Annotated in this window: 18 protein-coding genes and 1 tRNA gene; 2 read left to right on the plus strand and 17 right to left on the minus strand. The window is 68.2% G+C overall.

Annotation, left to right across the window (positions count from 1 at the left end; genetic code table 11):
- Positions 1 to 30: 30 nt before the first annotated feature.
- Both JOE67_RS00515 and polA read right to left on the minus strand, forming a co-directional pair.
- Complete coding sequence (locus JOE67_RS00515) at positions 31 to 1,704, minus strand: DUF885 domain-containing protein (RefSeq protein ID WP_204973630.1); 1,674 nt, start codon at positions 1,702 to 1,704, stop codon at positions 31 to 33.
- A gap of 39 nt (positions 1,705 to 1,743) precedes the next feature.
- Positions 1,744 to 4,377 (minus strand): DNA polymerase I, encoded by a 2,634-nt coding sequence (gene polA, locus JOE67_RS00520; RefSeq protein ID WP_204973631.1) that lies wholly within the window; start codon positions 4,375 to 4,377, stop codon positions 1,744 to 1,746.
- Between the two features lie 63 nt (positions 4,378 to 4,440).
- Here polA and JOE67_RS00525 point away from each other — a divergent pair, with 63 nt between their 5' ends.
- Positions 4,441 to 4,845 carry a hotdog fold thioesterase gene (locus tag JOE67_RS00525; RefSeq protein ID WP_204976546.1) on the plus strand — a complete coding sequence of 135 codons (405 nt, stop codon included), beginning with the start codon at positions 4,441 to 4,443 and terminating at the stop codon, positions 4,843 to 4,845.
- A 112-nt stretch (positions 4,846 to 4,957) separates the two neighbouring features.
- Here JOE67_RS00525 and JOE67_RS00530 read toward each other — a convergent pair whose 3' ends face one another.
- Positions 4,958 to 5,575, minus strand: a complete 618-nt coding sequence (locus JOE67_RS00530) for a response regulator (RefSeq protein WP_204973632.1) — start codon at positions 5,573 to 5,575, stop codon at positions 4,958 to 4,960.
- A gap of 92 nt (positions 5,576 to 5,667) precedes the next feature.
- Between JOE67_RS00530 and JOE67_RS00535 the strand changes: the two genes are divergently transcribed.
- Positions 5,668 to 5,750 (plus strand) — tRNA-Leu (locus JOE67_RS00535).
- Positions 5,751 to 5,810: 60 nt separating this feature from the next.
- Here the strand turns inward: JOE67_RS00535 and JOE67_RS00540 are convergent.
- The 14 genes from JOE67_RS00540 to hisG form a co-directional block, all read right to left on the minus strand.
- Complete coding sequence (locus tag JOE67_RS00540) at positions 5,811 to 6,476, minus strand: lipase family protein (RefSeq protein WP_204973633.1); 666 nt, start codon at positions 6,474 to 6,476, stop codon at positions 5,811 to 5,813.
- Complete coding sequence (locus JOE67_RS00545) at positions 6,473 to 7,231, minus strand: alpha/beta fold hydrolase (protein ID WP_204973634.1); 759 nt, start codon at positions 7,229 to 7,231, stop codon at positions 6,473 to 6,475. Before JOE67_RS00545 ends, JOE67_RS00540 begins: the two co-directional genes overlap by 4 nt.
- A 104-nt stretch (positions 7,232 to 7,335) precedes the next feature.
- Positions 7,336 to 8,784 (minus strand): pyruvate kinase, encoded by a 1,449-nt coding sequence (gene pyk, locus JOE67_RS00550; RefSeq protein WP_204976549.1) that lies wholly within the window; start codon positions 8,782 to 8,784, stop codon positions 7,336 to 7,338.
- A 56-nt stretch (positions 8,785 to 8,840) separates the two neighbouring features.
- A complete protein-coding gene (locus JOE67_RS00555) occupies positions 8,841 to 10,307 on the minus strand; it encodes a glutamate synthase small subunit (RefSeq protein WP_204973635.1) in 1,467 nt (488 codons plus the stop codon).
- Positions 10,300 to 14,859 (minus strand): glutamate synthase large subunit, encoded by a 4,560-nt coding sequence (gene gltB, locus JOE67_RS00560; protein ID WP_338041442.1) that lies wholly within the window; start codon positions 14,857 to 14,859, stop codon positions 10,300 to 10,302. The genes JOE67_RS00555 and gltB overlap by 8 nt, the downstream gene beginning before the upstream one ends.
- 131 nt (positions 14,860 to 14,990) lie before the next feature.
- Positions 14,991 to 15,962: a prolipoprotein diacylglyceryl transferase gene (gene lgt / locus JOE67_RS00565; protein ID WP_204973636.1), complete on the minus strand. Its 972-nt coding sequence runs from the start codon at positions 15,960 to 15,962 to the stop codon at positions 14,991 to 14,993.
- Between the two features lie 10 nt (positions 15,963 to 15,972).
- Entirely contained in the window at positions 15,973 to 16,764 is a 792-nt protein-coding gene (gene trpA, locus JOE67_RS00570) for a tryptophan synthase subunit alpha (protein ID WP_204973637.1), read from the minus strand.
- Positions 16,761 to 17,978: a tryptophan synthase subunit beta gene (trpB, locus tag JOE67_RS00575; RefSeq protein ID WP_204973638.1), complete on the minus strand. Its 1,218-nt coding sequence runs from the start codon at positions 17,976 to 17,978 to the stop codon at positions 16,761 to 16,763. The genes trpA and trpB overlap by 4 nt, the downstream gene beginning before the upstream one ends.
- On the minus strand, positions 17,975 to 18,787 hold the full coding sequence (trpC, locus tag JOE67_RS00580; protein ID WP_204973639.1) for an indole-3-glycerol phosphate synthase TrpC: 813 nt from the start codon (positions 18,785 to 18,787) through the stop codon (positions 17,975 to 17,977). Before trpC ends, trpB begins: the two co-directional genes overlap by 4 nt.
- Positions 18,787 to 19,017 carry an HGxxPAAW family protein gene (locus JOE67_RS00585; protein WP_204973640.1) on the minus strand — a complete coding sequence of 77 codons (231 nt, stop codon included), beginning with the start codon at positions 19,015 to 19,017 and terminating at the stop codon, positions 18,787 to 18,789. Before JOE67_RS00585 ends, trpC begins: the two co-directional genes overlap by 1 nt.
- A 34-nt stretch (positions 19,018 to 19,051) precedes the next feature.
- Complete coding sequence (locus JOE67_RS00590) at positions 19,052 to 19,645, minus strand: Trp biosynthesis-associated membrane protein (RefSeq protein WP_338041443.1); 594 nt, start codon at positions 19,643 to 19,645, stop codon at positions 19,052 to 19,054.
- Between the two features lies 1 nt (position 19,646).
- A complete protein-coding gene (gene hisI, locus JOE67_RS00595) occupies positions 19,647 to 19,991 on the minus strand; it encodes a phosphoribosyl-AMP cyclohydrolase (protein WP_204973641.1) in 345 nt (114 codons plus the stop codon).
- Positions 19,988 to 20,749, minus strand: coding sequence for an imidazole glycerol phosphate synthase subunit HisF (hisF, locus tag JOE67_RS00600; protein ID WP_204973642.1), 762 nt, complete (start codon positions 20,747 to 20,749; stop codon positions 19,988 to 19,990). Before hisF ends, hisI begins: the two co-directional genes overlap by 4 nt.
- Entirely contained in the window at positions 20,749 to 21,591 is an 843-nt protein-coding gene (gene hisG, locus JOE67_RS00605; protein WP_204973643.1) for an ATP phosphoribosyltransferase, read from the minus strand. Before hisG ends, hisF begins: the two co-directional genes overlap by 1 nt.
- Positions 21,592 to 21,623 lie beyond the last annotated feature (32 nt).

Raw genomic sequence — 21,623 nt, forward strand, 5'->3', positions numbered from 1 at the left:
TCTCATCGTAGAGGCGCCGCGCACCGAGGCTCAGCCGATGACGGCGGTGCGGAGGGTGTCTAGACCGACCCCGCCGATGTCGAGCGCGCGCTTGTGGAAGTCCTTGAACGAGAACGCGTCGCCCTGCTTCTGCTGCACGGCGTCGCGCACCTGCTCCCAGATCCGCTGACCGACCTTGTACGACGGCGCCTGACCGGGCCAGCCGAGATAGCGGTTGACCTCGAACTGACGGAACTCGTCTGGCATGTTCACGTTGCGGCGCATCTGCTCGAGCGCGTAGTCGTGGTCCCAGACGCCGTCGCCGTCCAGCGTCGGCTTGCCCAGGTGAACGCCGATGTCGAGCACGACGCGAAGAGCACGCATGCGCTGACCGTCGAGCATGCCGAGCCGATCGGCGGGGTCGTCGAGATAGCCCAGCTGCTGCATCAGACGCTCGGCGTACAGCGCCCATCCCTCGGCGTGACCCGAAGTGCCGGCGAGCACACGACGCCAGGTGTTCAGCTCCGCGCGATTGTAGGTGGCCTGAGCGATCTGGAGGTGGTGACCGGGCACGCCCTCGTGGTACACGGTGGTCAGCTCGCGCCAGGTGTCGAACTCGGTGACGCCTTCCGGCACCGACCACCACATGCGCCCCGGACGCGAGAAGTCATCGGTGGGACCGGTGTAGTAGATGCCGCCCTCCTGCGTGGGCGCGATCATGCACTCGAGCTCACGGATCTGCTCGGGGATGTCGAAGTGACTGGCGCCCAGGTCGGCGATCGCACGATCGCTCGTCTCCTGCATCCATTTCTGCAGCGCGTCCGTCCCGTGCAGCTTGCGAGATGGATCGGCCTCGAGATGCGCGACCGCCTCCTCCACGCTTGCGCCGGGAAGGATCTCGTTCGCGATCGCCTCCTGCTCGGCGATCATCCGCTGCAGTTCCTCGCGGCCCCACTCATATGTCTCGTCGAGGTCGATGGTCGCGCCGAGGAAGCGGCGCGAGTTCAGCGCGTACAGGTCACGCCCGACGGCATCCTGGTCGCCTGCCACGGGAGCCAGCTCGCTGATGAGGAACTCGCGCAGCGAGTCGTAGGCCACGCGCGCGGCGCCTGCATGGTCGGCGATGTCGCGGGCGAGCGATGCCGGCAGCTGGCCGTCAGCCGGAGCGGCAGTTGCCGCGAACTCGGCGAAGAAGCCCTGATCGGCGCTGTAGCGCGCGATCTGCGTGGCGACCTCGGTGACCTGACGTCGGGCGGGCACGACACCGTGCCGGATGCCTTCGCGCAGGGTCTCGACGTAGCCCCTGAGGGCACCCGGAACAGCCGCGAGGCGCTCGGACACCACGGACCAGTCATCGACCGTCTCAGTGGGCATCAGGTCGAAGGCCTGACGGAAGTCCTGCGGCGCCGAGGCGATGACGTTGAGGTCGCGAAGGTGCCACTGAGCGTCGTGCAGCTCGAGCTGGAGTCGCAGCTCTGCCGAGAGGTCCGTCTTCGTCACCTCGTCGATGCTGTCGACGGGAGCGGTGGCGTCCAGCTTCGCGAGAGTCTCACGCGCCGCGGTGACCGCGCGCTCATGACCTTCGGGGCTGACGTCGTCGAGGCGTGCATTCGCCTCGTTGCGTCCGATGTATGTGGCGAGGATGGGTGAGAGGTCGACCAGGGTGTCGACCCAGTTCTCCGCGATCTGATCGATGGCAGAGGGGGTGCGAGGCTCTGAACTCATGATCTCGAGCCTAGCCCGCACCCCTCTCCGCATCCGGGATCAGTGCGCCGCTTCGTTCCAATCGCGGCCGCGACCGACCTGCACCTCGAGCGGAACCGACAGAGACGCAGCGCCGGCCATGCGATCGCGCACGACGCTCTCGACCTCGTCCCACTCCCCCGCGGCGACCTCCACGACGAGCTCGTCGTGGATCTGCAGCAGGGCGCGCGACGCGAGACCGCGGTCGCGCAGGTCGGCGTGGATGCGGTTGAGTGCGATCTTCATGATGTCGGCTGCGCTGCCCTGGATGGGCGCGTTGAGGGCGGCCCGCTCCGCGTTCTCGCGCAGCACGCGGTTGGGGCTGGAGAGGTCGGGGAACGGACGCCGGCGACCGAAGATCGTCTCGGTGTACCCGTCTTCCTTGGCCTGCATGACCGAGGCTCGCAGGTAGTCGCGCACGGCGCCGAAGCGGGCGAAGTACTCGAGCATCAGCTTCTTGGCCTCCGACTGCTCTATGCGCAGCTGCTTCGACAGCCCGAACGCGCTGAGCCCGTAGACGAGGCCGTACGACATGGCCTTCACCTTCGTGCGCATCGCGGAGGTGACCTCTTCGGGCTCGACGCCGAAGACGCGTGCGCCGACGAACCGGTGCAGGTCCTCTCCCGAGTTGAATGCCTCGATGAGGCCCGGATCGCCCGAGAGATGCGCCATGATGCGCATCTCGATCTGCGAGTAGTCGGCGGTGAGAAGGGTCTCGTACCCTTCGCCCACCTCGAACGCGCTGCGGATACGACGCGATTCCTCGGTGCGCACGGGGATGTTCTGCAGGTTCGGGTCGGTGCTCGACAGACGGCCGGTCTGGCTGCCGGTCTGCACGTAGGTCGTGTGAATGCGGTGATCCGGGCCGATCGCCGTGTCGAGCGTCTCGATGATCTGACGCAGCTTGGTCGCCTCACGGTGCTGCAGCAGCAGTGCGAGGAAGGGGTGCGGATTGGTCTCCTGCAGGTCGGCCAGCACAGCGGCGTCGGTGGAGTATCCCGTCTTGGTCTTGCGGGTCTTCGGCAGCTGCAGGTCTTCGAAGAGCACCTCCTGCAGCTGCTTCGGTGAGCCGAGGTTGAACTCGCGTCCGACGAGGGCGAACGCCTCGGCGGCGAGAGCGTCGGTGCGCGCAAGCAGCTCTCCGGAGAAGGTCGAGAGAACGTCATGCGAGACCGCGACCCCCGCCGACTCGAGGTCGGCGAGAGCGATCACGGCAGGCAGCTCGATGTCGACGAGCACCGCTGCGACCGAATCCGGCATCGCGTCGCGCACGGCGTCCGTGGTGCGCAGGGTGAACCACGCCTCCTGTGCGGGTGTCGCACCATCCGTCTCGGGGACGAGCTGGGTCGGGTCGGACTCCGGCAGCTTCTCGTCGAGATAGCGGCCGACGAGGTGCGCGAGCGTCTTGTCGGGGAAGCTCGGACGCATCAGCCAGCCCGCGAGCAGCGTGTCGTGGGCGAGACCGCCCAGCCGGATGCCCTCGCGCAACAGCGCCTTCACCTGCGGCTTCGCGTCGTTGAGGACCTTCGGTGCATCGCACTCGAGCCACGGAGTGAGCGCTGCGACCGCATCGGCATTCCAATCGCACTCGTGCAGGGTGTCCACGGTCGCCACACCCACGCGCGTGATTCTGTCGCCGATGATCGTCAGCAGCAGGCCGACCTCGCTCTGCTGGGCGCCGAGCCACGCGGCGATGTCCGTCGCCGATGACTCGGCGGCGACCGGAACCTCCACGGCGGGCTCGTCGTGCACCGGCTCGTCAGGCGCGCCGACCGCCTCGAAGACGCGCGGCAGCAGAGTCCGGAACTCGAGACGCGCGAAGATGTCGCGCACAGCCTGCGCATCGATGGGCACGACTGCGAGATCGGTGGGGCCGACCGGCAGCTCGACGTCGTTCAGCAGACGGTTGAGCTTGCGGTTGCGGCGCACGTCGTCGATGTGGTCGCGCAGGTTGCCACCGACGACGCCCTTGATCTCGCCCGCGCGGTCGAGCAGCTCATCGAGCGACCCGAACTGCGTGAGCCACTTCACGGCGGTCTTCTCGCCCACCTTGGGGACACCAGGCAGGTTGTCGCTCGTTTCGCCGACGAGTGCGGCGATGTCGGGGTACTGCTCGGGCGGCACGCCATATCGCTCCTGCACCGTGACCGGGTCGTAGCGCTTGAGCTGCGACACTCCCTGCACCGACGGGTACAGCAGCGTGACGTCGTCGTTCACGAGCTGGATGGTGTCGCGATCGCCCGAGACGACCAGCACGTCGTAGCCCTGTTCGGAGCCCTGCTTGGCGAGCGTCGCGAGGATGTCATCGGCCTCGATGCCCTCCTGGGTGAGCACGGGGATCGACATGGCGGCCAGGCAGTCCTGCAGCAGCGGGATCTGCCCCTTGAACTCACCCGGCGTCTCTGAGCGGGTGGCCTTGTACTCGGGGTACTCGTCGGTGCGGAACGAGTGACGCGATGTGTCGAAGGCGATCGCCATGTGCGTCGGCTTCTCTGCCTTGATGAGGTTCACCAGCATCGACAGGAAGCCGTAGATGGCGTTCGTGTGCTGGTTGTCCTTCGTGGTGAAGTTCTCGACAGGAAGGGCGAAGAAGGCCCGGTATGCGAGTGAATGGCCGTCGACGACCATGAGGGTAGGCTTTGCGGAGTCCGTCACCCTGCAAGCCTAACGAGGGCGGCGGACACGCGCTGAGGAGGACATGTGACCGAGCAGACCGAGATGACGGGACTGGAGTGGGCGACGCACCGCGGCATGGGCGCACTCGCCGAGAAGATGGGCATCGAGTTCACCGAGTTCTCGGTCGAGCGGGCCGTCGCGACGATGCCCGTCGAGGGCAACACCCAGCCGGTCGGCCTCCTGCACGGAGGCGCCTACGTCGTACTCGGCGAATCGCTCGGATCGATGGCTGCGAACCTCCATGCGGGTCCCGGCCGACTGGCTGTCGGTGTCGACATCAACGCCACCCACACGCGCTCGGCGACCTCGGGCTTCGTCACGGGCGTGTGCACTCCCGTGCACCTGGGACGCAGCATGACGGTGCATGAGATCGCCGTCTCGGATGAGCAGGGCCGTCGCTGCTCGACCATCCGCATCACGAACATGATCAGGTCCGTCGACGCATGACGGATGACGCGAAGAGGCCCCGCCGATCGGCGGGGCCCCTTTTGTCTGGAATCCCGACTCGCTCGCTCTGAGCCGCGTCAGGTCCGCTTCGCGGCAGCGACCCGCATCCGAGTCACTTCTTGGGCGCGAGCTGCTCGATGATCGCCTTGGCGACATCCTGCATGGTGAGGCGGCGGTCCATCGAGGCCTTCTGGATCCAGCGGAAGGCCTCAGGCTCCGACAGGCCCATCTTCTCGTTCAGCAGCCCTTTGGCGCGGTCGACCAGCTTGCGCGTCTCGAAGCGCTCGACCATGTCGGCGACTTCGGCCTCGAGGGTGATGATCTGCTCGTGACGGGCGAGGGCGATCTCGATCGCCGGAAGCAGGTCGTTCGGGGTGAACGGCTTGACGACGTAGGCCAGGGCGCCGGCCTCGCTGGCGCGCTCGACGAGCTCCTTCTGGCTGAAGGCGGTCAGCAGCACCACGGGCGCGATGTTTGCCTTGTGCAGCTTCTCAGCCGCGCTGATGCCGTCGAGCTGCGGCATCTTCACGTCCATGACGACGAGGTCGGGACGCAGCTCGGTGGCGAGCTGGACGGCCGTCTCTCCGTCGCCGGCCTCGCCGACGACGTCGTATCCGTTGTCACGCAGGATCTCGACGATGTCGAGGCGGATCAGCGACTCATCCTCAGCGACGACGACGCGACGCGGGGCGGATGCCGTGGGCTGCTCGGGCTGCTCTTGCTCAGTCACCCGTCCATCCTAGTCGAACGCCGAGCCCGGGGGCGGAAGCCGCGAGCAGCCGTGCCCGCCGCCTGCGCTACAGTCGTATGCGCAGTGTGCCGGCCGGCGTGGCGGAATGGCAGACGCGGGGCACTCAAAATGCTCTGTCCGAAAGGGCGTGTGGGTTCGAGTCCCACCGCCGGCACCTGTTCAGAGGGCCGTCCGGATGCGGGCGGCCCTCGTGCACGGGTCAGCGGGCCCGGCGTCAGCCGGCCAGCACGGCCAGCTCGGCCATCACCCGCGGATGGGCCAGCACCCGGAAGTGCCCGCCGGTGTCGAGTGCGACGTTCTTCGCCCCGGGCAGCTCACTTCCTTCGGGAATGTGGGGGTCGAACCGTGCGTAGACAGACACGATCCGCGCGTTCGCCTGCCGCTGTGCAGACAGCGCGGCGATCGAGGGGTGCCTGGGAGCGAGGGCGCGAAGGCTGCGTGTGAGCATGACCCTCGCGTAGCGCGATCCGCCGAAAGGGGTCGCGACGGCCAGCATCCCGCGCACGCGCGAGGCGGCCGGCCCGAGCATCACCTGCTTGCCCGCGAGGCCGCCCTTGCTGTGCGCGAGCAGCACGACGTCGTGCAGGTCATGCTGCGTCAGGTATCCGCTCACGCTCTCAGCCATCTCCGCGACCGGTCGCAGGTTCCGGTCGAGAGGCTCGATCACATGCACCGGATGCCCGTCGCGATGCGCTCGCTCGATGAGCGGCTGCATGAATCGCCAGGTCTCGTAGATGCCTGGCAGCACGACGATCGGCACTCCCGCTCCGCGAGAGAAGGTCTCGGCCCGACTGCGGCTCCCGAAGGCTCGCACCTGCCAGACGGCGGCGTAGGCGTAGTCCGCGGCCCACCACAGAGCTCGGCGTAGCACCCCGATCACGCGGTGCCGCCCTCTGATCGGCCGAGCGCGAGCTGGAGGCAGAAGTGGCTGATGGCGGATGCCACAGCAGCAGGCGCCGAGTGCTGCACGTTGTGCGCGCGACCAGGCACTTCGATCAGCATCGTGTCCGGGGCTGCCGACGAGCGCAGAAGCCTGCACCAGCTGCGGGATGCGATGGGGTCCCGTCCCCCTCTGATGACCAGCACGGGGGCGTCGATCGAGGCGATGCGCTCCTCGATCGGATATCCGAGCATATGGCGCAGCTGCGTCAGGTACCAGAACGGCCCGCAGCGCAGATAATCGCCCATGACGAGCGTGTTCGCTCCCGGCGGCTCGCGCATGGTGTCGAGAGCGAGCAGGCGCGCCTGCTGCATCGCGGTGCGGCGACGCTCGTCCGCCACGGGGCCTATGAGCACGACGGCTCGGGCCAGATCAGGGCGGCGGACCGCGAGCTCGACCACCCACTGCGTGCCCATCGACTGCCCGATGAGCACGACGCCGCTGACGTCCAGGCGGTCGAGCACGTTGCCCAGGGCATCCGCCATCTCGCCGATTGCGGCGTCACCGGCGGGCTTCGGCAGCCCGCCGAACCCGGGGAGGTCCACCGAGATCACGGTGCCCTGCGCGGACAGAGCCGCATGCAGTCGCGCCAGATACCGATGCGACATGCCGATGCCGTGCACCAGCACGAAGACGGCGTCGGAGAGACCGGTCGAGGTGAACGAGCGGAAGCACAGATCGCCGATCCGATGCATGCGCCTCGTATCCGACCTCATCTCAGCACCGTACCGCGTCACACGCACACGAGCGCCGAGGGAGGACTCTGCAGTCCTGACCCTCGGCGCTCGAATGCTCAGTCTCAGACTCCGGTCTTGTAGACCGGTGCTGCACCGCGGATCGTGTCGCCGACCTTGTGGACGCGCAGATCGTTGGTGGAGCCGATGATCCCGGGAGGGGATCCGGAGATGACGACGACCTTGTCACCGGTCTCGGCGAGGCCCGAGCCCAGCAGGTACTCGTCGACCTGGTGGAACATCATGTCGGTGTGCGGCACAAAGTCGACCAGCGACGAGCGGATGCCCCAGGTGAGCGCCATCCGGCGACGGATGCCCGGCTCGGGCGTGAACGCGAGCATCGGGATGCGCGAGCGCAGACGCGACAGACGACGTGCCGAGTCACCCGACTGCGTGAACACGCAGAGGAACTTCGCCTCGACGAACTCCGCCACTTCGAGCGCTGCCAGCGTGATGGCACCGCCCTGCGTGCGCGGCTTCGTGGTGAGCGGAGCGACCCGCTCGAGCCCGTGCTCCTCCGTCGACTCGATGATGCGCGCCATGGTCTCCACGACCACGATCGGGTACTCCCCCACGCTCGTCTCGCCAGACAGCATGACCGCATCGGCGCCGTCGAGGACGGCGTTGGCGACGTCGGAGGTCTCGGCGCGGGTCGGCACGGGGCTCGAGATCATCGACTCGAGCATCTGCGTCGCCACGATGACGGGCTTCGCGTTGCGACGGGCGAGTTCGACGGCCCGCTTCTGCACGATCGGCACGGCCTCGAGCGGCAGCTCGACACCCAGGTCGCCGCGAGCGACCATGATGCCGTCGAACGCGTCGACGATCTCCTCGAGCGCGTCGACGGCCTGCGGCTTCTCGATCTTGGCGATGACGGGAACCCGCACGCCCTCCTCGGCCATGATCTCGTGCACGCGGTTCACATCCGCGGCATTGCGCACGAACGACAGTGCGATGACGTCGGCACCGGTGCGCAGGCCCCAGCGCAGGTCGTCCTCGTCCTTCTCGCTCAGCGCGGGAACGTTGACGGCGACACCGGGAAGGTTGATGCCCTTGTTGTTCGACACGGCGCCGGCGACGATGACCTTGGTGGTCACCACGGTGCCGTCCGTCTCGACCACCTCGACGCGCACCTTGCCGTCGTCGATCAGCAGGAAGTCGCCGGCCTTGACGTCCTGGGGCAGGCCCTTGAACGTCGTCCCGCAGATCTCGCGGTTGCCGATGATGTCCTCGGTCGTGATCTTGAAGATGTCACCGACAGCCAGCTCGTAGGGGCCGTCCTCGAAGCGTCCGAGACGGATCTTCGGACCCTGGAGGTCGACCAGCACGGCCACCGCGCGGTCTGCATCCTCGGCGGCGCGACGCACGTTGGCGTAGTTGGCCTCGTGCACCGAGTAGTCGCCGTGGCTGAGGTTCAGCCGAGCGACGTCGACGCCCGCGTCGATCAGGGCGCGGACCTTCTCATAGGTCGAGGTTGCAGGGCCGAGTGTGGCGACGATCTTCGCGCGTCTCAACATCATCTCCAGGGTAAGAGGGCATAAACGATCATGGCGACGTTGCCGCGCTCAGCCTACGCGGGCTGAACGCGGAACGCGACATCTGTGACGGCCACCGGCGCGGGCAGCACGGTGGCGCCCATGAGGTGACGGTCGATCGCGGCAGCGGCCGACCGGCCCTCTGCGATCGCCCACACGATGAGCGACTGCCCTCGTCCGGCGTCACCCGCGACGAAGACACCGGGAATGGCCGTCGCGTACTCGCCGTCGCGCTGAAGGCTGCCGCGGTCGGTCACGACGGGAGTCGTTTCCCCCTCGTACGAGTGCGTCTCTGGACCAGTGAAGCCCATCGCGATGAGCACCAGCTCGGCGGGGATCTCGCGCTCCGTGCCGCTCTTGGGCACGCGCCTGCCGTCGATGTACTCGGTCTCCGCCACGCGCACCGCGCGCACCCGCCCGTCGCCGTCGCCGAGGAACTCGACGGTGGACGCCAGGTAGGTGCGCTCACCACCCTCCTCGTGCGCGGACTGCACCTCGAACAGCGTCGGCATCGTCGGCCAGGGCTGGTCATCGCCGCGTTCCGTGCCCGGCTGGCGCCCGATGGCCAGATTGGTGACGCTGCGCGCCCCGTGCCTGTGGGCGGTGCCGATGCAGTCGGCGCCGGTGTCGCCGCCGCCGATGACGACGACGTGCTTTCCGGATGCCGTGATCTGATGGGCGATCTCGTCGCCTGCACCCACGCGGTTCGACGGCACGAGATAGTCCATCGCGAAGTGCACCCCGTCGAGGTCGCGCCCGGGGATCGGCAGGTCGCGCGGCACGGTCGCTCCGGTGGCGATCAGCACGGCGTCGTACCGGCCGCGCAGTTCGTCCCACGACATGTCTCGACCGATCTCGACGCCGGGACGGAAGCGCGTGCCCTCCTCCTCCATCTGCTGCAGGCGGATGTCGAGGTGCCGCTTCTCCATCTTGAAGTCCGGGATGCCGTATCGCAGCAGACCGCCGATTCGATCGTCGCGCTCGAAGACGACCACCGTGTGCCCGGCCCGCGTCAGCTGCTGAGCGGCCGCGAGGCCGGCCGGCCCGGAGCCGACGACGGCGACCGTGTGTCCCGTGAGGCGCTGGGGCGGCTGCGGCTGCACCCAGCCCTTCTCGAACGCCTCGTCGATGATCGAGACCTCGATCTGCTTGATCGTGACCGCGGGCTGGTTGATCCCGAGCACACACGCGCTCTCGCACGGCGCAGGGCACAGTCGGCCCGTGAACTCCGGGAAGTTGTTCGTCGCGTGCAGGCGCTCGATCGCGCTGCGATCGGCACCGCGCCACGTCAGGTCGTTCCACTCGGGGATGAGGTTGCCGAGCGGGCATGCCGAGTGGCAGAACGGCACACCGCAGTCCATGCAGCGACTGGCCTGGCGCTTCAGCACCGCCCGGTCGCCCGGTTCGTAGACCTCTTTCCAGTCCATGATGCGCACGGGAACAGGCCGACGGGCCGGCAGTTCGCGTTCGGTCGTCTTCAGAAAGCCCTTGGGGTCAGCCACCGGTCACCTCCAGGATCCGGTCCCAGATGACGTCGCCGTCGGGATCGATGCCCGCGGCCTCCGCCTCCTGGCGCATGGTGCGCACGGCGGCGTAGTCGCGCGGCAGCACCTTCGTGAATTCGTTGAGGACGCTCTCGAAGTCGTCCAGGAGAGCGGATGCCAGCGGCGACGCCGTCCGCTCGACGTGCTCGACGAGCAGCTCGCGCAGCACCTCGGCGTCATCGCGGCCGAGCGGGCTGAGCAGCAGCTCGCCGGTGTGCAGCGCCTGGCTGTTCACGTTCGCCTCGCTGAGTGCGTGCACGTACGCCACGCCGCCGGACATCCCGGCGCCGAGGTTGCGTCCGGTCGCGCCCAGGATCACGGCGACGCCGCCCGTCATGTACTCGAGGGCGTGGTCTCCTACGCCCTCGACGACCGCTGTCGCGCCGGAGTTGCGGACGAGGAACCTCTCCCCCACCACTCCGGAGATGAACATGCTGCCGCTCGTGGCGCCGTAGCCGATCACGTTTCCGGCGATCACATTGCGGTGCGGCTCGAAGGCGGAGTCGCGCGCCGGGCGGATGGTGATGTCACCGCCCGAGAGGCCCTTGCCCACGTAGTCGTTCGCGTCACCCTCCAGCCGCAGCACGATGCCCGGCGGCAGGAACGCGCCCAGTGACTGCCCGGCCGTACCGTGCAGAGTGATGTCGATCGTCTCGCGCGGCAGGCCCGCAGCGCCGTAGCGCGCGGTCACGTGATGCCCGAGCATGGTACCGACCGCGCGCTCGGTGTTGCGGATGGGAAGCTCCACGACGACGGGCAGCGCGCTTTCGAGCGCTTCGGTCGCGTGCGCCAGCAGCGTGGCATCGAAGTGCTTCTCGAGCTCATGGTCCTGCGACCTTGCGCTGCGCCGCGGCTCGCTTGCAGGGAAGGCTGGTCCCTCGAGGATCGGGTCGAGGTCGAGACCGTCGGCCTTCCAGTGCCGCACGGCGGGATCCGTGCGCAGCAGATCGTGCCGACCGATGATCTCGTCGATCGAGCGGAAGCCGAGCGCGGCGAGCAGCTCGCGCACCTCCTCGGCGATGAACTCCATGAAGTTGACCACGAACTCGGGCTTGCCTGTGAAGCGCTCGCGCAGCAGGGGGTTCTGCGTCGCGACGCCGACCGGGCAGGTGTCGAGGTGGCAGACGCGCATGAGGATGCAGCCGCTGACCACCAGGGGCGCCGTCGCGAAGCCGAATTCCTCGGCACCGAGCAACGCGCCGATGATCACGTCGCGCCCCGTCTTCAGCTGGCCGTCGACCTGCACGACCACACGATCGCGCATGCCGTTGAGCATCAGCGTCTGCTGCACCTCGGCGAGGCCCAGCTCCCACGGTGTGCCGGCATGCTTCAGGGAGTTCAGCGGGCTCGCCCCCGTGCCGCCGTCGTGGCCCGACACGAGCACGACGTCGCTGAGCGCCTTCGCCACGCCGGCCGCAACCGCACCGATTCCCGACTGGCTGACGAGCTTCGTGTGGATTCGCGCCTTCGGATTCGCCCTCTTCAGGTCGAAGATGAGCTGTTTGAGGTCTTCGATCGAGTAGATGTCGTGGTGCGGCGGCGGCGAGATCAGCCCGACGCCCGGGGTCGCGTGCCGCGTCCTGGCCACCCAGGGGTATACCTTCTGCGGAGGCAGCTGCCCGCCCTCACCGGGCTTGGCGCCCTGTGCGAGCTTGATCTGCAGGTCGTCCGCCTCGGTGAGGTACTGGCTCGTCACCCCGAATCTGCCCGACGCGACCTGCTTGATCGCACTGCGTCGCTCAGGATCGACGAGACGGTCGGGGTCCTCCCCGCCCTCGCCGGTGTTGGACTTGGCCCCGAGACGGTTCATCGCGATCGCGAGCGTCTCGTGCGCTTCCTTCGAGATCGATCCGTAGCTCATCGCGCCGGTCGAGAACCGCTTGACGATCGAGCTCACCGGTTCGACCTCGTCCAGCGGCACCGGCGGACGATCGCCCGTGCGAAGCTCGAACAGCCCGCGCAGCGTCTTCAGCTCGCGCGCCTGGTCGTCCACGAGGCGCGTGTACTCGCGGAAGATATCGTAACGCCGGGTTCGCGTCGCGTGCTGCAGACGGAACACCGTCTCGGGGCTGAACAGGTGCGGCGAGCCGTCGCGACGCCACTGGTACTCGCCGCCGGTCCACAGCCGCTCGTGCGCCCGCGGAGCGCCGTCCTGCGGGTAGGCGTAGTCGTGCCGCTTCTGGTTCTCGGCGAAGATCTCGTCGATGCCGATGCCGCCCAGCTTCGTCTCGGTGCCGGTGAAGTACCGGTCGACGAACTCCTGGCTGAGGCCGATGGCTTCGAACACCTGGGCACCGGCGTACGACGAGACGGTCGAGATCCCCATCTTCGACATGATCTTCAGCACGCCCTTGCCGAGCGCGTGGATCAGATTGTGCACGGCCTCGTCAGGGGTGACGCCGGTGATGAAGCCCGTGCGCACGAGGTGCTCGACGGTCTCCATCGCCAGGTAGGGATTGACGGCCGCCGCGCCGTAGCCGATCAGCGTCGCGACGTGATGCACCTCGCGCACGTCGCCGGCCTCGACGATCAGCCCGACCCGCATTCGGGTCTCGCGGCGGATCAGGTGGTGATGCACGGCAGAGAGCATCAGCAGCGAGGGAATCGGCACCCTGTCCTTGTCCGAGTCCCGGTCGGACAGGATGATGAACTCTGCGCCGCGCTCGATGGCCGCATCCGCTTCTGCGCACATCTCGGCGAGCCGCTCCGGCAGCGACTGGGGGCCGGCGTCGAAGTGGTACAGGCCCGAGATGATCGCGCTTCGGCGCCCGGGCAGAGCTCGATCGACGTGCTTGATCTTGGCGAGCTCGTCGTTGTCGATCACCGGGAAGTCCAGGCTCACGGTTCGGGCGTGCTCCGGACCCCAGTCGAGCAGGTTGAGCTGCGGGCCGAGGCCGAGACGGAGACTCGTGACGACCTCCTCCCGGATCGCGTCGAGCGGCGGGTTGGTGACCTGCGCGAACTGCTGCACGAAGTAGTCGAAGAGCAGACGCGGTCGCTCGCTCAGGACCGCGATAGGAGTGTCGCTCCCCATGGCGCCGAGCGGCTCAGCACCGGTCTGCCCCATCGGGGTCAGCAGCACCTTGACCTCTTCCTCGGTGTAGCCGAAGGTGCGCTGGCGACGAGTGATGGAGGCCGCGGGGTGCACGATGTGCTCGCGTTCGGGAAGATCTGCGAGACGCACCGCGCCGGCATCCAGCCACTCCCGCCAGGGATGCAGGGTCGCGAGGTCGTGCTTGACCTCCTCGTCCTCGATGATGCGGCCCTCGGCCGTGTCGACGAGGAACAGGTGCCCGGGGCGCAGTCGCCCACGGCGCTTGATGCGCTCGGGCGCGAACTCGAGCACGCCGGTCTCGCTGCCGATGACGACGAGGCCGTCGACGGTCTCGGTCCAGCGGCCAGGGCGCAGGCCGTTGCGGTCGAGCGTGGCGCCCACCTGCGTGCCGTCGGTGAAGATCAGGGCTGCGGGGCCGTCCCACGGCTCCATCTGGATGTCATGGAACTCGTAGAACGCGCGCAGGTCCGGGTCGATGTCCGACTGCTTCTCCCACGCCTCGGGAACCATCATCATGATCGCGTGCGGCAGGCTGCGCCCGGTGAGGGTGAGCAGCTCGAGCACCTCGTCGAACGACGCCGAGTCGCTGGCGCCGTCGCTGCAGATGGGCAGCAGCGGACGGATATCGCCGAGGAGGTCGGACTGCAGCTGCGACTGGCGCGCGCGCATCCAGTTTCGGTTTCCGCCGACGGTGTTGATTTCGCCGTTGTGCGCGAGCATGCGCAGCGGCTGAGCCAGCGGCCACGAGGGGAAGGTGTTGGTCGAGTAACGCGAGTGCACGACGGCCAGCTCGGAGGCGAAGCGCTCGTCCTGCAGGTCGGGGTAGAACGGCTCGAGCTGCAGGGTGGTCAGCATGCCCTTGTAGCCGAGCGTGCGGCTCGAGAGCGAGACGAAGTAGGCGCCGAGTTCGTGCTCTGCGCGCTTGCGCAGCCGGTAGGCGAATCGGTCGAGTGTCAGGGCGGAACCCGCTCCGGGGATGCTGACGAAGAGCTGTTCGAAGGCGGGGCGGGCCTCATCGGCGAGCTTGCCGAGGTGTTCGTTGACCGTGGGCACGACGCGCCATCCGAGCACGTCCAGGCCCTCTGCGGCGGCGATGCGCTCGATGCCGGCCTTCTGCTCACGGCGGGCGCTCGACTCCCGAGGGAGGAACGCGAGACCTGCTGCGTACTCGCCTACCGGGGGAAGGTCGAAGGGGACCACATCCCGGAGGAACGCGTCTGGCATCTGCGTGAGGATGCCCGCACCATCGCCGGTGCCGGCATCAGAGCCGATGGCACCGCGGTGTTCCAGGTTGCGCAGCGCCTCGAGCGCCAGCGCGATGATGTCATGGCCGGGTTCCCCGCGGAGCGTTGCGACCATGGCCAGGCCGCAGGCATCCTTCTCGTGGGCGGGGTTGTACAGGCCCTGCTTCGGGGGGTAGGCGCCGGAGGCGCCGTATGGAGGCTGGAAGTACACCAGTCACCGTCCTCAGATTTCAAGTGAACCCGGGGACATCATCGGCCCGTTCGTTCAGTGCGATCTCTCGCGCGGAAGGAGAGCCCGGGCGGGCTCTCGCGTGACGGGAGCGGTGCTTGTGGCGATGGCTCCTAGTTCGCTTCGGCCGAGACGGGAGGCTCACTCACGTCGACGAAGTCGGAGGAATTGTCCTGCGATTCTACATCGTCGCGCTCGGGCTCCCGACCGCGCACGTACGGAGAAGGCTCGACACCCGGGTGACGACGGCTCTGCACGATCAGGATGACGATGCCGACGACGACGCCGATGATCGCGGCCCACACATTGCTGCGGAGCCCCAGCAGCACCTCGCTCGGATCGATGCGGATGCTCTCCCAGACGATGCGACCTGCCGAGTACCAGATGAGGTAGACCGCGAACAGGCGGCCCCACTGCATCGAGAGGCGGCGACCGAGCCAGAGCAGCACGATCACCCCGAGACCGTTCCACAGCACCTCGTACAGGAACGTGGGGTGGAAGAGGGTGCCCTCGGCCAGGCCCGGAGGGAAGGCAGAGTTCGTGGACTCGATCTCGAGACCCCACGGGAGATCGGTGGGAAGGCCGAAGAGCTCGTGGTTGAACCAGTTGCCGAAGCGGCCCATCGCCTGGGCCAGCAGGATGCCAGGTGCCAGCGCGTCGGCGAAGGTCCAGAACCGGATGCCCGTCCACCTGCAGCCGAGCCAGGCGCCGACAGCACCGCCGAGAAGCGCGCCGAAGATGGCGATGCCGCCCTCCCAGATCGCCCAGACCGAGCCTGGTTCGAAGGGGTTCCAGGTGTTCCGTCCCTCGCCGAAGTAGAAGTTCGGGTGGGTCAGCACGTGGAAGATGCGTGCGCCGATGATGCCGAGCGGCACCGCGATGATGGCGATGTCGATCACGACCCAGTTCTCGGCTCCCCGCCGAGTGAGGCGGTGGTTGGTCAGCAGCACGGCCGCGATGATGCCCGCAATGATGCACAGTGCGTAGAAGTGGATCGTCAGCGGGCCGATCTGGAACGAGCTGACCGGAGGGCTGGGGATGCTGGCGGGCACGATCGACAGGCTGCTGAGAGGCGCGAAGGGCATGAGAGAGATCCTAGTATCGCGTCGTCGGCGTACCGCCGGCGAGGGTTCTGGTGGTTTCAGCGAGGGCGTCCAGTCCCCCATCGCGCAGCGCCTTGACGAGCGCGGTTCCGACGATGGCGCCGTCGGCGTACTCGACAACGCCCGCCACCTGCTGGGCATTGGAGATCCCGATGCCGACGCAGGCGCGCACGTCGCCGCGCGCGCGCATGCGCTCGACGAGGGTGCGGGCCGCCAGGTCGAGGGCCGCGCGCTCGCCCGTGATGCCCATGGTCGACACGGTGTACACGAATCCGGTCGACGCGGAGATGACGAGGTCGAGTCTCTCGTCACTCGACGTGGGCGCAGCGAGGAAGATGCGGTCGAGACCCGTGCGGGTGCTGGCTTCGATCCACTCCCCCGCCGACTCGGGAGTGATGTCGGGGGTGATGAGACCTGCCCCGCCTGCGGCGAGCAGATCGTCCGCATAACGGTCGACGCCGTACTGCATGACGGGGTTCCAGTACGTCATGACGACGACGGGAACATCGGTCTCGGCGGTGATCGCCTTGACAGCCGTGAAGAGGTCGCGCATGCGGAACCCGTTCGCGAGCGCGTGCTGCGTCGCCTCCTGGATGACCGCGCCGTCCATCACCGGGTCGGAGTAGGGCGGGCCGAGTTCGATGATGTCGACGCCGTTGCGGGCCAGGGTGAGGGCTGCACGGATGCTCGTGTCGAGATCCGGGAACCCGACGGGCAGGTAGCCGATGAAGGCGCCCCGTCCGGCCGCGTGCGCCTTGTCGATGGCGTCTTCGACCCGGCTCACTCCGCGGCCTCCTCTGCGTCGTACAGATCGAAGTAGCGCGCCGCGGTGTCCATGTCCTTGTCGCCCCGACCGGAGAGGCAGACCGCGATGATCCCATCGGGTCCGAGCTCCCGCCCGATGCGCAGCGCGCCGGCGAGGGCATGTGCGGACTCGATCGCGGGGATGATCCCCTCTGTCCTACTCAGCAGCCGCAGCGCCTGCATGGCCTCGTCGTCGGTGGCGGGGATGTACTCGGCGCGACCGATGTCGCTGAGCCACGAGTGCTCGGGACCGACGCCGGGGTAGTCGAGGCCGGCCGAGATGGAGTGGGACTCGATCGTCTGGCCGTCCTCGTCCTGCAGCACGTAGGTCTTCGCACCGTGCAGCACGCCAGGACGGCCGCGTCCGATCGAGGCCGCGTGCTTCGGCGTGTCGACGCCGTCGCCTGCAGCCTCGACTCCGTACAGCTTCACGCCGTCGTCATCGAGGAAGGCGTCGAACATCCCGATCGCGTTGGAGCCTCCGCCCACGCACGCGACCACGGCGTCGGGCAGCCGCCCTGCCTCGTCGAGCAGCTGTTCGCGCGCCTCCTCGCCGATGATCTTCTGGAAGTCGCGCACCATCGCCGGGAACGGATGAGGACCGGCCGCGGTGCCGAAGATGTAATTGGTCGTCTCGACGCTGGCGACCCAGTCGCGGTACGCGTCGTTGATGGCGTCCTTGAGGGTGCGAGAACCCGTGGTCACCGCAACGACCTCGGCGCCGAGGAGGCGCATGCGCGCGACGTTCAGCGCCTGGCGCTCGGTGTCGACCTCGCCCATGTAGATCGTGCAGTCCAGTCCGAACAGGGCAGCCGCCGTGGCAGTGGCCACGCCGTGCTGCCCGGCGCCCGTCTCAGCGATGACACGGGTCTTGCCGAGACGCTTGGTCAGAAGTGCCTGTCCGAGCACATTGTTGATCTTGTGCGAGCCGGTGTGATTGAGATCCTCGCGCTTGAGGAAGACGCGTGCGCCCCCCGCGTGCTCCGCGAAGCGCGCCACCTCCGTGATCGGTGACGGTCGTCCGGCATACGAGTGCAGCAGAGTGGCGAGCTCGGACCGGAAGTCCGGATCCGCGATCGCGTCCTCGTAGGCGGCGGTGAGCTCATCGATCGCGGCGATGAGGGACTCCGGCATGTAGCGCCCACCGAAATCGCCGAAGAAAGGTCCGTGCTGGTCGCGAAGACTGACGTTCACGTAAGGCGCTCCGTCCTCCCGCGCACCGGCGTGTCGCCGGCCGCGAGGAATGCGTCGAGGGTGGCGACAGGGTCGCCGGTGACCAGCGCCTCGCCGATGAGGACGACGTCGGCACCGGCATCCCGGTACCGTGTGACATCCTCGGGCTGCAGCACGGCCGATTCCGCGATGCGGACGGCCGAGTCGGGGATGCGATCCGAGAGCCTGGCGAACAGATCGCGGTCGAGCTCGAGGGTGTGCAGGTTGCGAGCGTTCACCCCGATGAGATCTGCGCCGAGGTCGATGGCGACATCGAGCTCTTCCGCCGAGTGGGTCTCGACGAGCGGAGTCATCCCGAGCTCCTTGATGAGCGCGTGCAGCTCGGCGAGGACGCCGCGAGACAGACCTGCCGCGATGAGCAGCACCAGATCGGCACCGGCCGCGCGCGCCTCGAACACCTGGTACGGAGTGGCGATGAAGTCCTTGCGCAGCACGGGAACGCCGACACGGCCCGTGACCGCCTCGAGGTCGGCGAGGCTGCCGCCGAAGCGGCGCTGCTCGGTGAGCACGCTGATCGCCGAAGCCCCGCCCTGCTCGTACAGAGATGCCTGCAGAGCTGGGTCCGGGATCTCGGCCAGTGCGCCGCGGGAGGGGCTGGCGCGCTTGACCTCGGCGATGATCTTGACGCGATCCGCCGGAGCGAGCGCTGCCAGCACGTCGCGGGCAGCAGAGCGCTCGAGGGCGTCGCGCTCCACGGCGGCAAGCGGTCGCGACTGAGCGCGCGTCTCTGCGTCCTCCACCGCGCCGGCCGTCAGGTCGGCGAGGACCATCAGTGAGCCTTCGGCGTGTACTTCGGGCCCTTCACACCCCAGCCGGCCTTCGCCATCGCCCAGCCGACGATCGCCCCGATCACGACGACAGCAACGCTGACCCAGACGGCGACGGGCTGGTCGAGGCAGAAGAAGACCGTGCCGGCGGTGAACCCGACGAGCATGATCACGACGGCGGTCCAGGCAGCAGGCGAGTGTCCGTGGCCGGGGTCGGCGATCGGGTTGGTCATGTTCTCCTCCGGGTGGTTAGGCGATGCTGACAGTCTATCGGGCTGAGTCCGTCGGATCGGTGCCGTGCGACAGCTCGTCCCACGAATCGACGGCGTCGAGCGGGCCCGTGCTGTGGTGCGCGGCTTCCGAGGCCGCCCGATAGCGCCGGCCGCCGGCGGGCCAGCGGCGGGCAGTCGCGAGTACGTAGATGGATGCCATGGCGAGCAGGATCCAGGCGATCAGAGCGAACACCGGCCAGGGCGTCGGGGTGATGGCATCCACCACCTCACTCAACGACGCCTCTCCGCCGAGGCCTGTGGCTTTGGTGACGGCGGGCGCGACGGCAGAGAGCGGCGGCGATCCGATGAGCGGTGCCGTGCCGACGAGCAGCGTGACGCCGGCACCGAGACCGAGGACCGCGATGACGTGACGCAACACGAGGCCAGCGATGGAGAGTGCGGCCCCCAGAGCGAGCACCGCGAGCGACAGGGGTGCGAGAAGCGGATAGATCACCGAGCCGGTGACGCTGAGCGACTCGCCCGCATCAGCGCGCTGCACGGTCGCCCAGACCTGAGTCGACGAGATGATCCCGATCCCGCCGGCGAGCAGGAACGCGACGACACCGAGCATCCTGGCCCGACGCAGCACGTCAGCTCACCTCACCGAGCGGGAGTTCGCGCCCGTCGAAACAGGTGCGGGTGCCTGTGTGGCACGCGGGCCCCTGCTGGTCGACCTGCATCAGGATGGTGTCTGCGTCGCAGTCCACCGCGACGCCCACCACCCGTTGCGTATTGCCCGAGGTGTCGCCCTTGCGCCAGTACTCCTGGCGTGAGCGCGACCAGTAGACCGCGCGGCCGCCGGTGAGTGTTCGCCGCAGCGCCTCGGCGTCCATCCAGGCGAGCATCAGCACCTCACGCGTGTCGTGCTGCTGCACGATCACGGGGGCGAGCCCGTCGTCGTTCCAGGCGATCGACGTGATGTCCTGTTCAGTCACCTGACCACCACCCCGTCCGCTCGCAGCGCATCCTTGACCTCGCCGATCGAGAGCTGCCCGCTGTGGAACACGCTCGCGGCGAGCACGGCATCCGCCCCGGCCGCGATGGCCGGCGCGAAGTCGCCCACCTGACCGGCGCCGCCTGAGGCGATCACCGGCACAGCCGAGACCTCGCGCATCAGGGCGACGAGCTCGAGATCGAATCCGTCTTTGGTGCCGTCCGCGTCGATCGAGTTGACCAGCAGCTCCCCCGCGCCGCGCTCGATGGCCTCGCGCGCCCAGTCGAGGGCGTCGAGCGTCGTCTCGGTGCGGCCGCCATGCGTGGTGACCACGAAGCCGGAGTGGGTGGTCGTCGCGCGCTTGACATCGAGCGAGAGCACGAGCACCTGCGCGCCGAACCGGTCGGCGATCTCATCGATCAGCGCCGGACGGGCGATCGCCGCAGAGTTGACGCCGACCTTGTCGGCCCCGACCGAGAGCAGTCGCGCCACGTCGTCGACGCTGCGCACGCCTCCGCCGACGGTGAGCGGGACGAACACCTTCTCGGCGGTGCGCTGAACCACGTCATAGGTGGTCGCCCGCGCATCCACCGTCGCGGTGACGTCGAGGAAGGTGATCTCGTCGGCTCCCTGAGCGGCGTAGTGCGCCGCCAGCTCGACAGGGTCGCCCATGTCGCGCAGATTCTGGAAGTTGACGCCCTTGACGACGCGCCCCGCAGCGACGTCGAGGCACGGGATGACGCGCGCGGCGAGCGTCATCAGAGCCTCGCCGCGTGGATCGCGGTGACGAGGATCGCCCGAGCGCCCAGAGCGTACAGATCGTCCATCACCTGGTTCACGCCCTTGCGCGGCACCATCACGCGCACGGCCACCCACTCCGGGTCGCGCAGCGGTGAGATCGTCGGCGACTCGCGGCCTCCGGCGATCGCGACCGCGGCGTCCACCAGGCCGACCGGAAGATCGTAGTCGAGCAGCACATACTGTCGGGCCACCATCACGCCGCGCAGACGGCGCAGCAGCCGATCGGTGCCTGGCACATCGCCGGGTCGGCTGATCAGCACGGCCTCGGATTCGATGATCACGGGTCCGAAGATCTCGAGTCCGGCCTGACGCAGCGTGGTGCCGGTCTCGACCACGTCTGCGATCACGTCGGCGACGCCGAGCCGCACGGCCGACTCGACTGCGCCGTCCAGCGGCACCAGCACTGCGGTGACGCCGTTCTCGCGCAGGAAGTCGTCGACCAGACCGGGATAGGCCGACGCGACACGCACGCCCTCGAGGTCGTGGATCGACGAGTACCGGCCGGGAGGAGCGGCGAAGCGGAAGGTCGAGCGCGCGAAGCCGAGCTGCTCGATCTCCCTCGCATCGTCCTGGCGGACGTCGCGCAGCAGATCACGGCCGGTGATGCCCACATCGAGGGCGCCGGATGCCACGTAGGTGGCGATGTCGCGTGGGCGGAGGTAGAAGAACTCGACGTCGCTGTCGGCGTCGATGACGTGCAGAGTCTTCGGGTCACGACGGCCGGTGTAGCCGGCCTCCGCGAGCATCTCGGCGGCTGTCTCGGAGAGGGAGCCCTTGTTGGGAACGGCGATGCGCAGCATGGATGTCTTTCGTGTCTTGTGAACGGTCGTCT

The organism is Microbacterium esteraromaticum (genome assembly GCF_016907315.1).
Taxonomy (GTDB): Bacteria; Actinomycetota; Actinomycetes; order Actinomycetales; family Microbacteriaceae; genus Microbacterium; species Microbacterium esteraromaticum.

Excerpts from the sequence above, each read along its gene's own strand:
- hisG (WP_204973643.1), bottom strand. The coding sequence starts at position 21,591 with ATGCTGCGCATCGCCGTTCCCAACAAGGGCTCCCTCTCCGAGACAGCC.
- JOE67_RS00515 (WP_204973630.1), bottom strand. The coding sequence starts at position 1,704 with ATGAGTTCAGAGCCTCGCACCCCCTCTGCCATCGATCAGATCGCGGAG.
- hisF (WP_204973642.1), bottom strand. The coding sequence starts at position 20,749 with ATGACGCTCGCCGCGCGCGTCATCCCGTGCCTCGACGTCGCTGCGGGG.
- trpC (WP_204973639.1), bottom strand. The coding sequence starts at position 18,787 with ATGGTCCTCGCCGACCTGACGGCCGGCGCGGTGGAGGACGCAGAGACG.
- JOE67_RS00545 (WP_204973634.1), bottom strand. The coding sequence starts at position 7,231 with ATGCATCGGATCGGCGATCTGTGCTTCCGCTCGTTCACCTCGACCGGT.
- JOE67_RS00525 (WP_204976546.1), top strand. The coding sequence starts at position 4,441 with ATGACGGGACTGGAGTGGGCGACGCACCGCGGCATGGGCGCACTCGCC.
- lgt (WP_204973636.1), bottom strand. The coding sequence starts at position 15,962 with ATGCCCTTCGCGCCTCTCAGCAGCCTGTCGATCGTGCCCGCCAGCATC.
- JOE67_RS00585 (WP_204973640.1), bottom strand. The coding sequence starts at position 19,017 with ATGACCAACCCGATCGCCGACCCCGGCCACGGACACTCGCCTGCTGCC.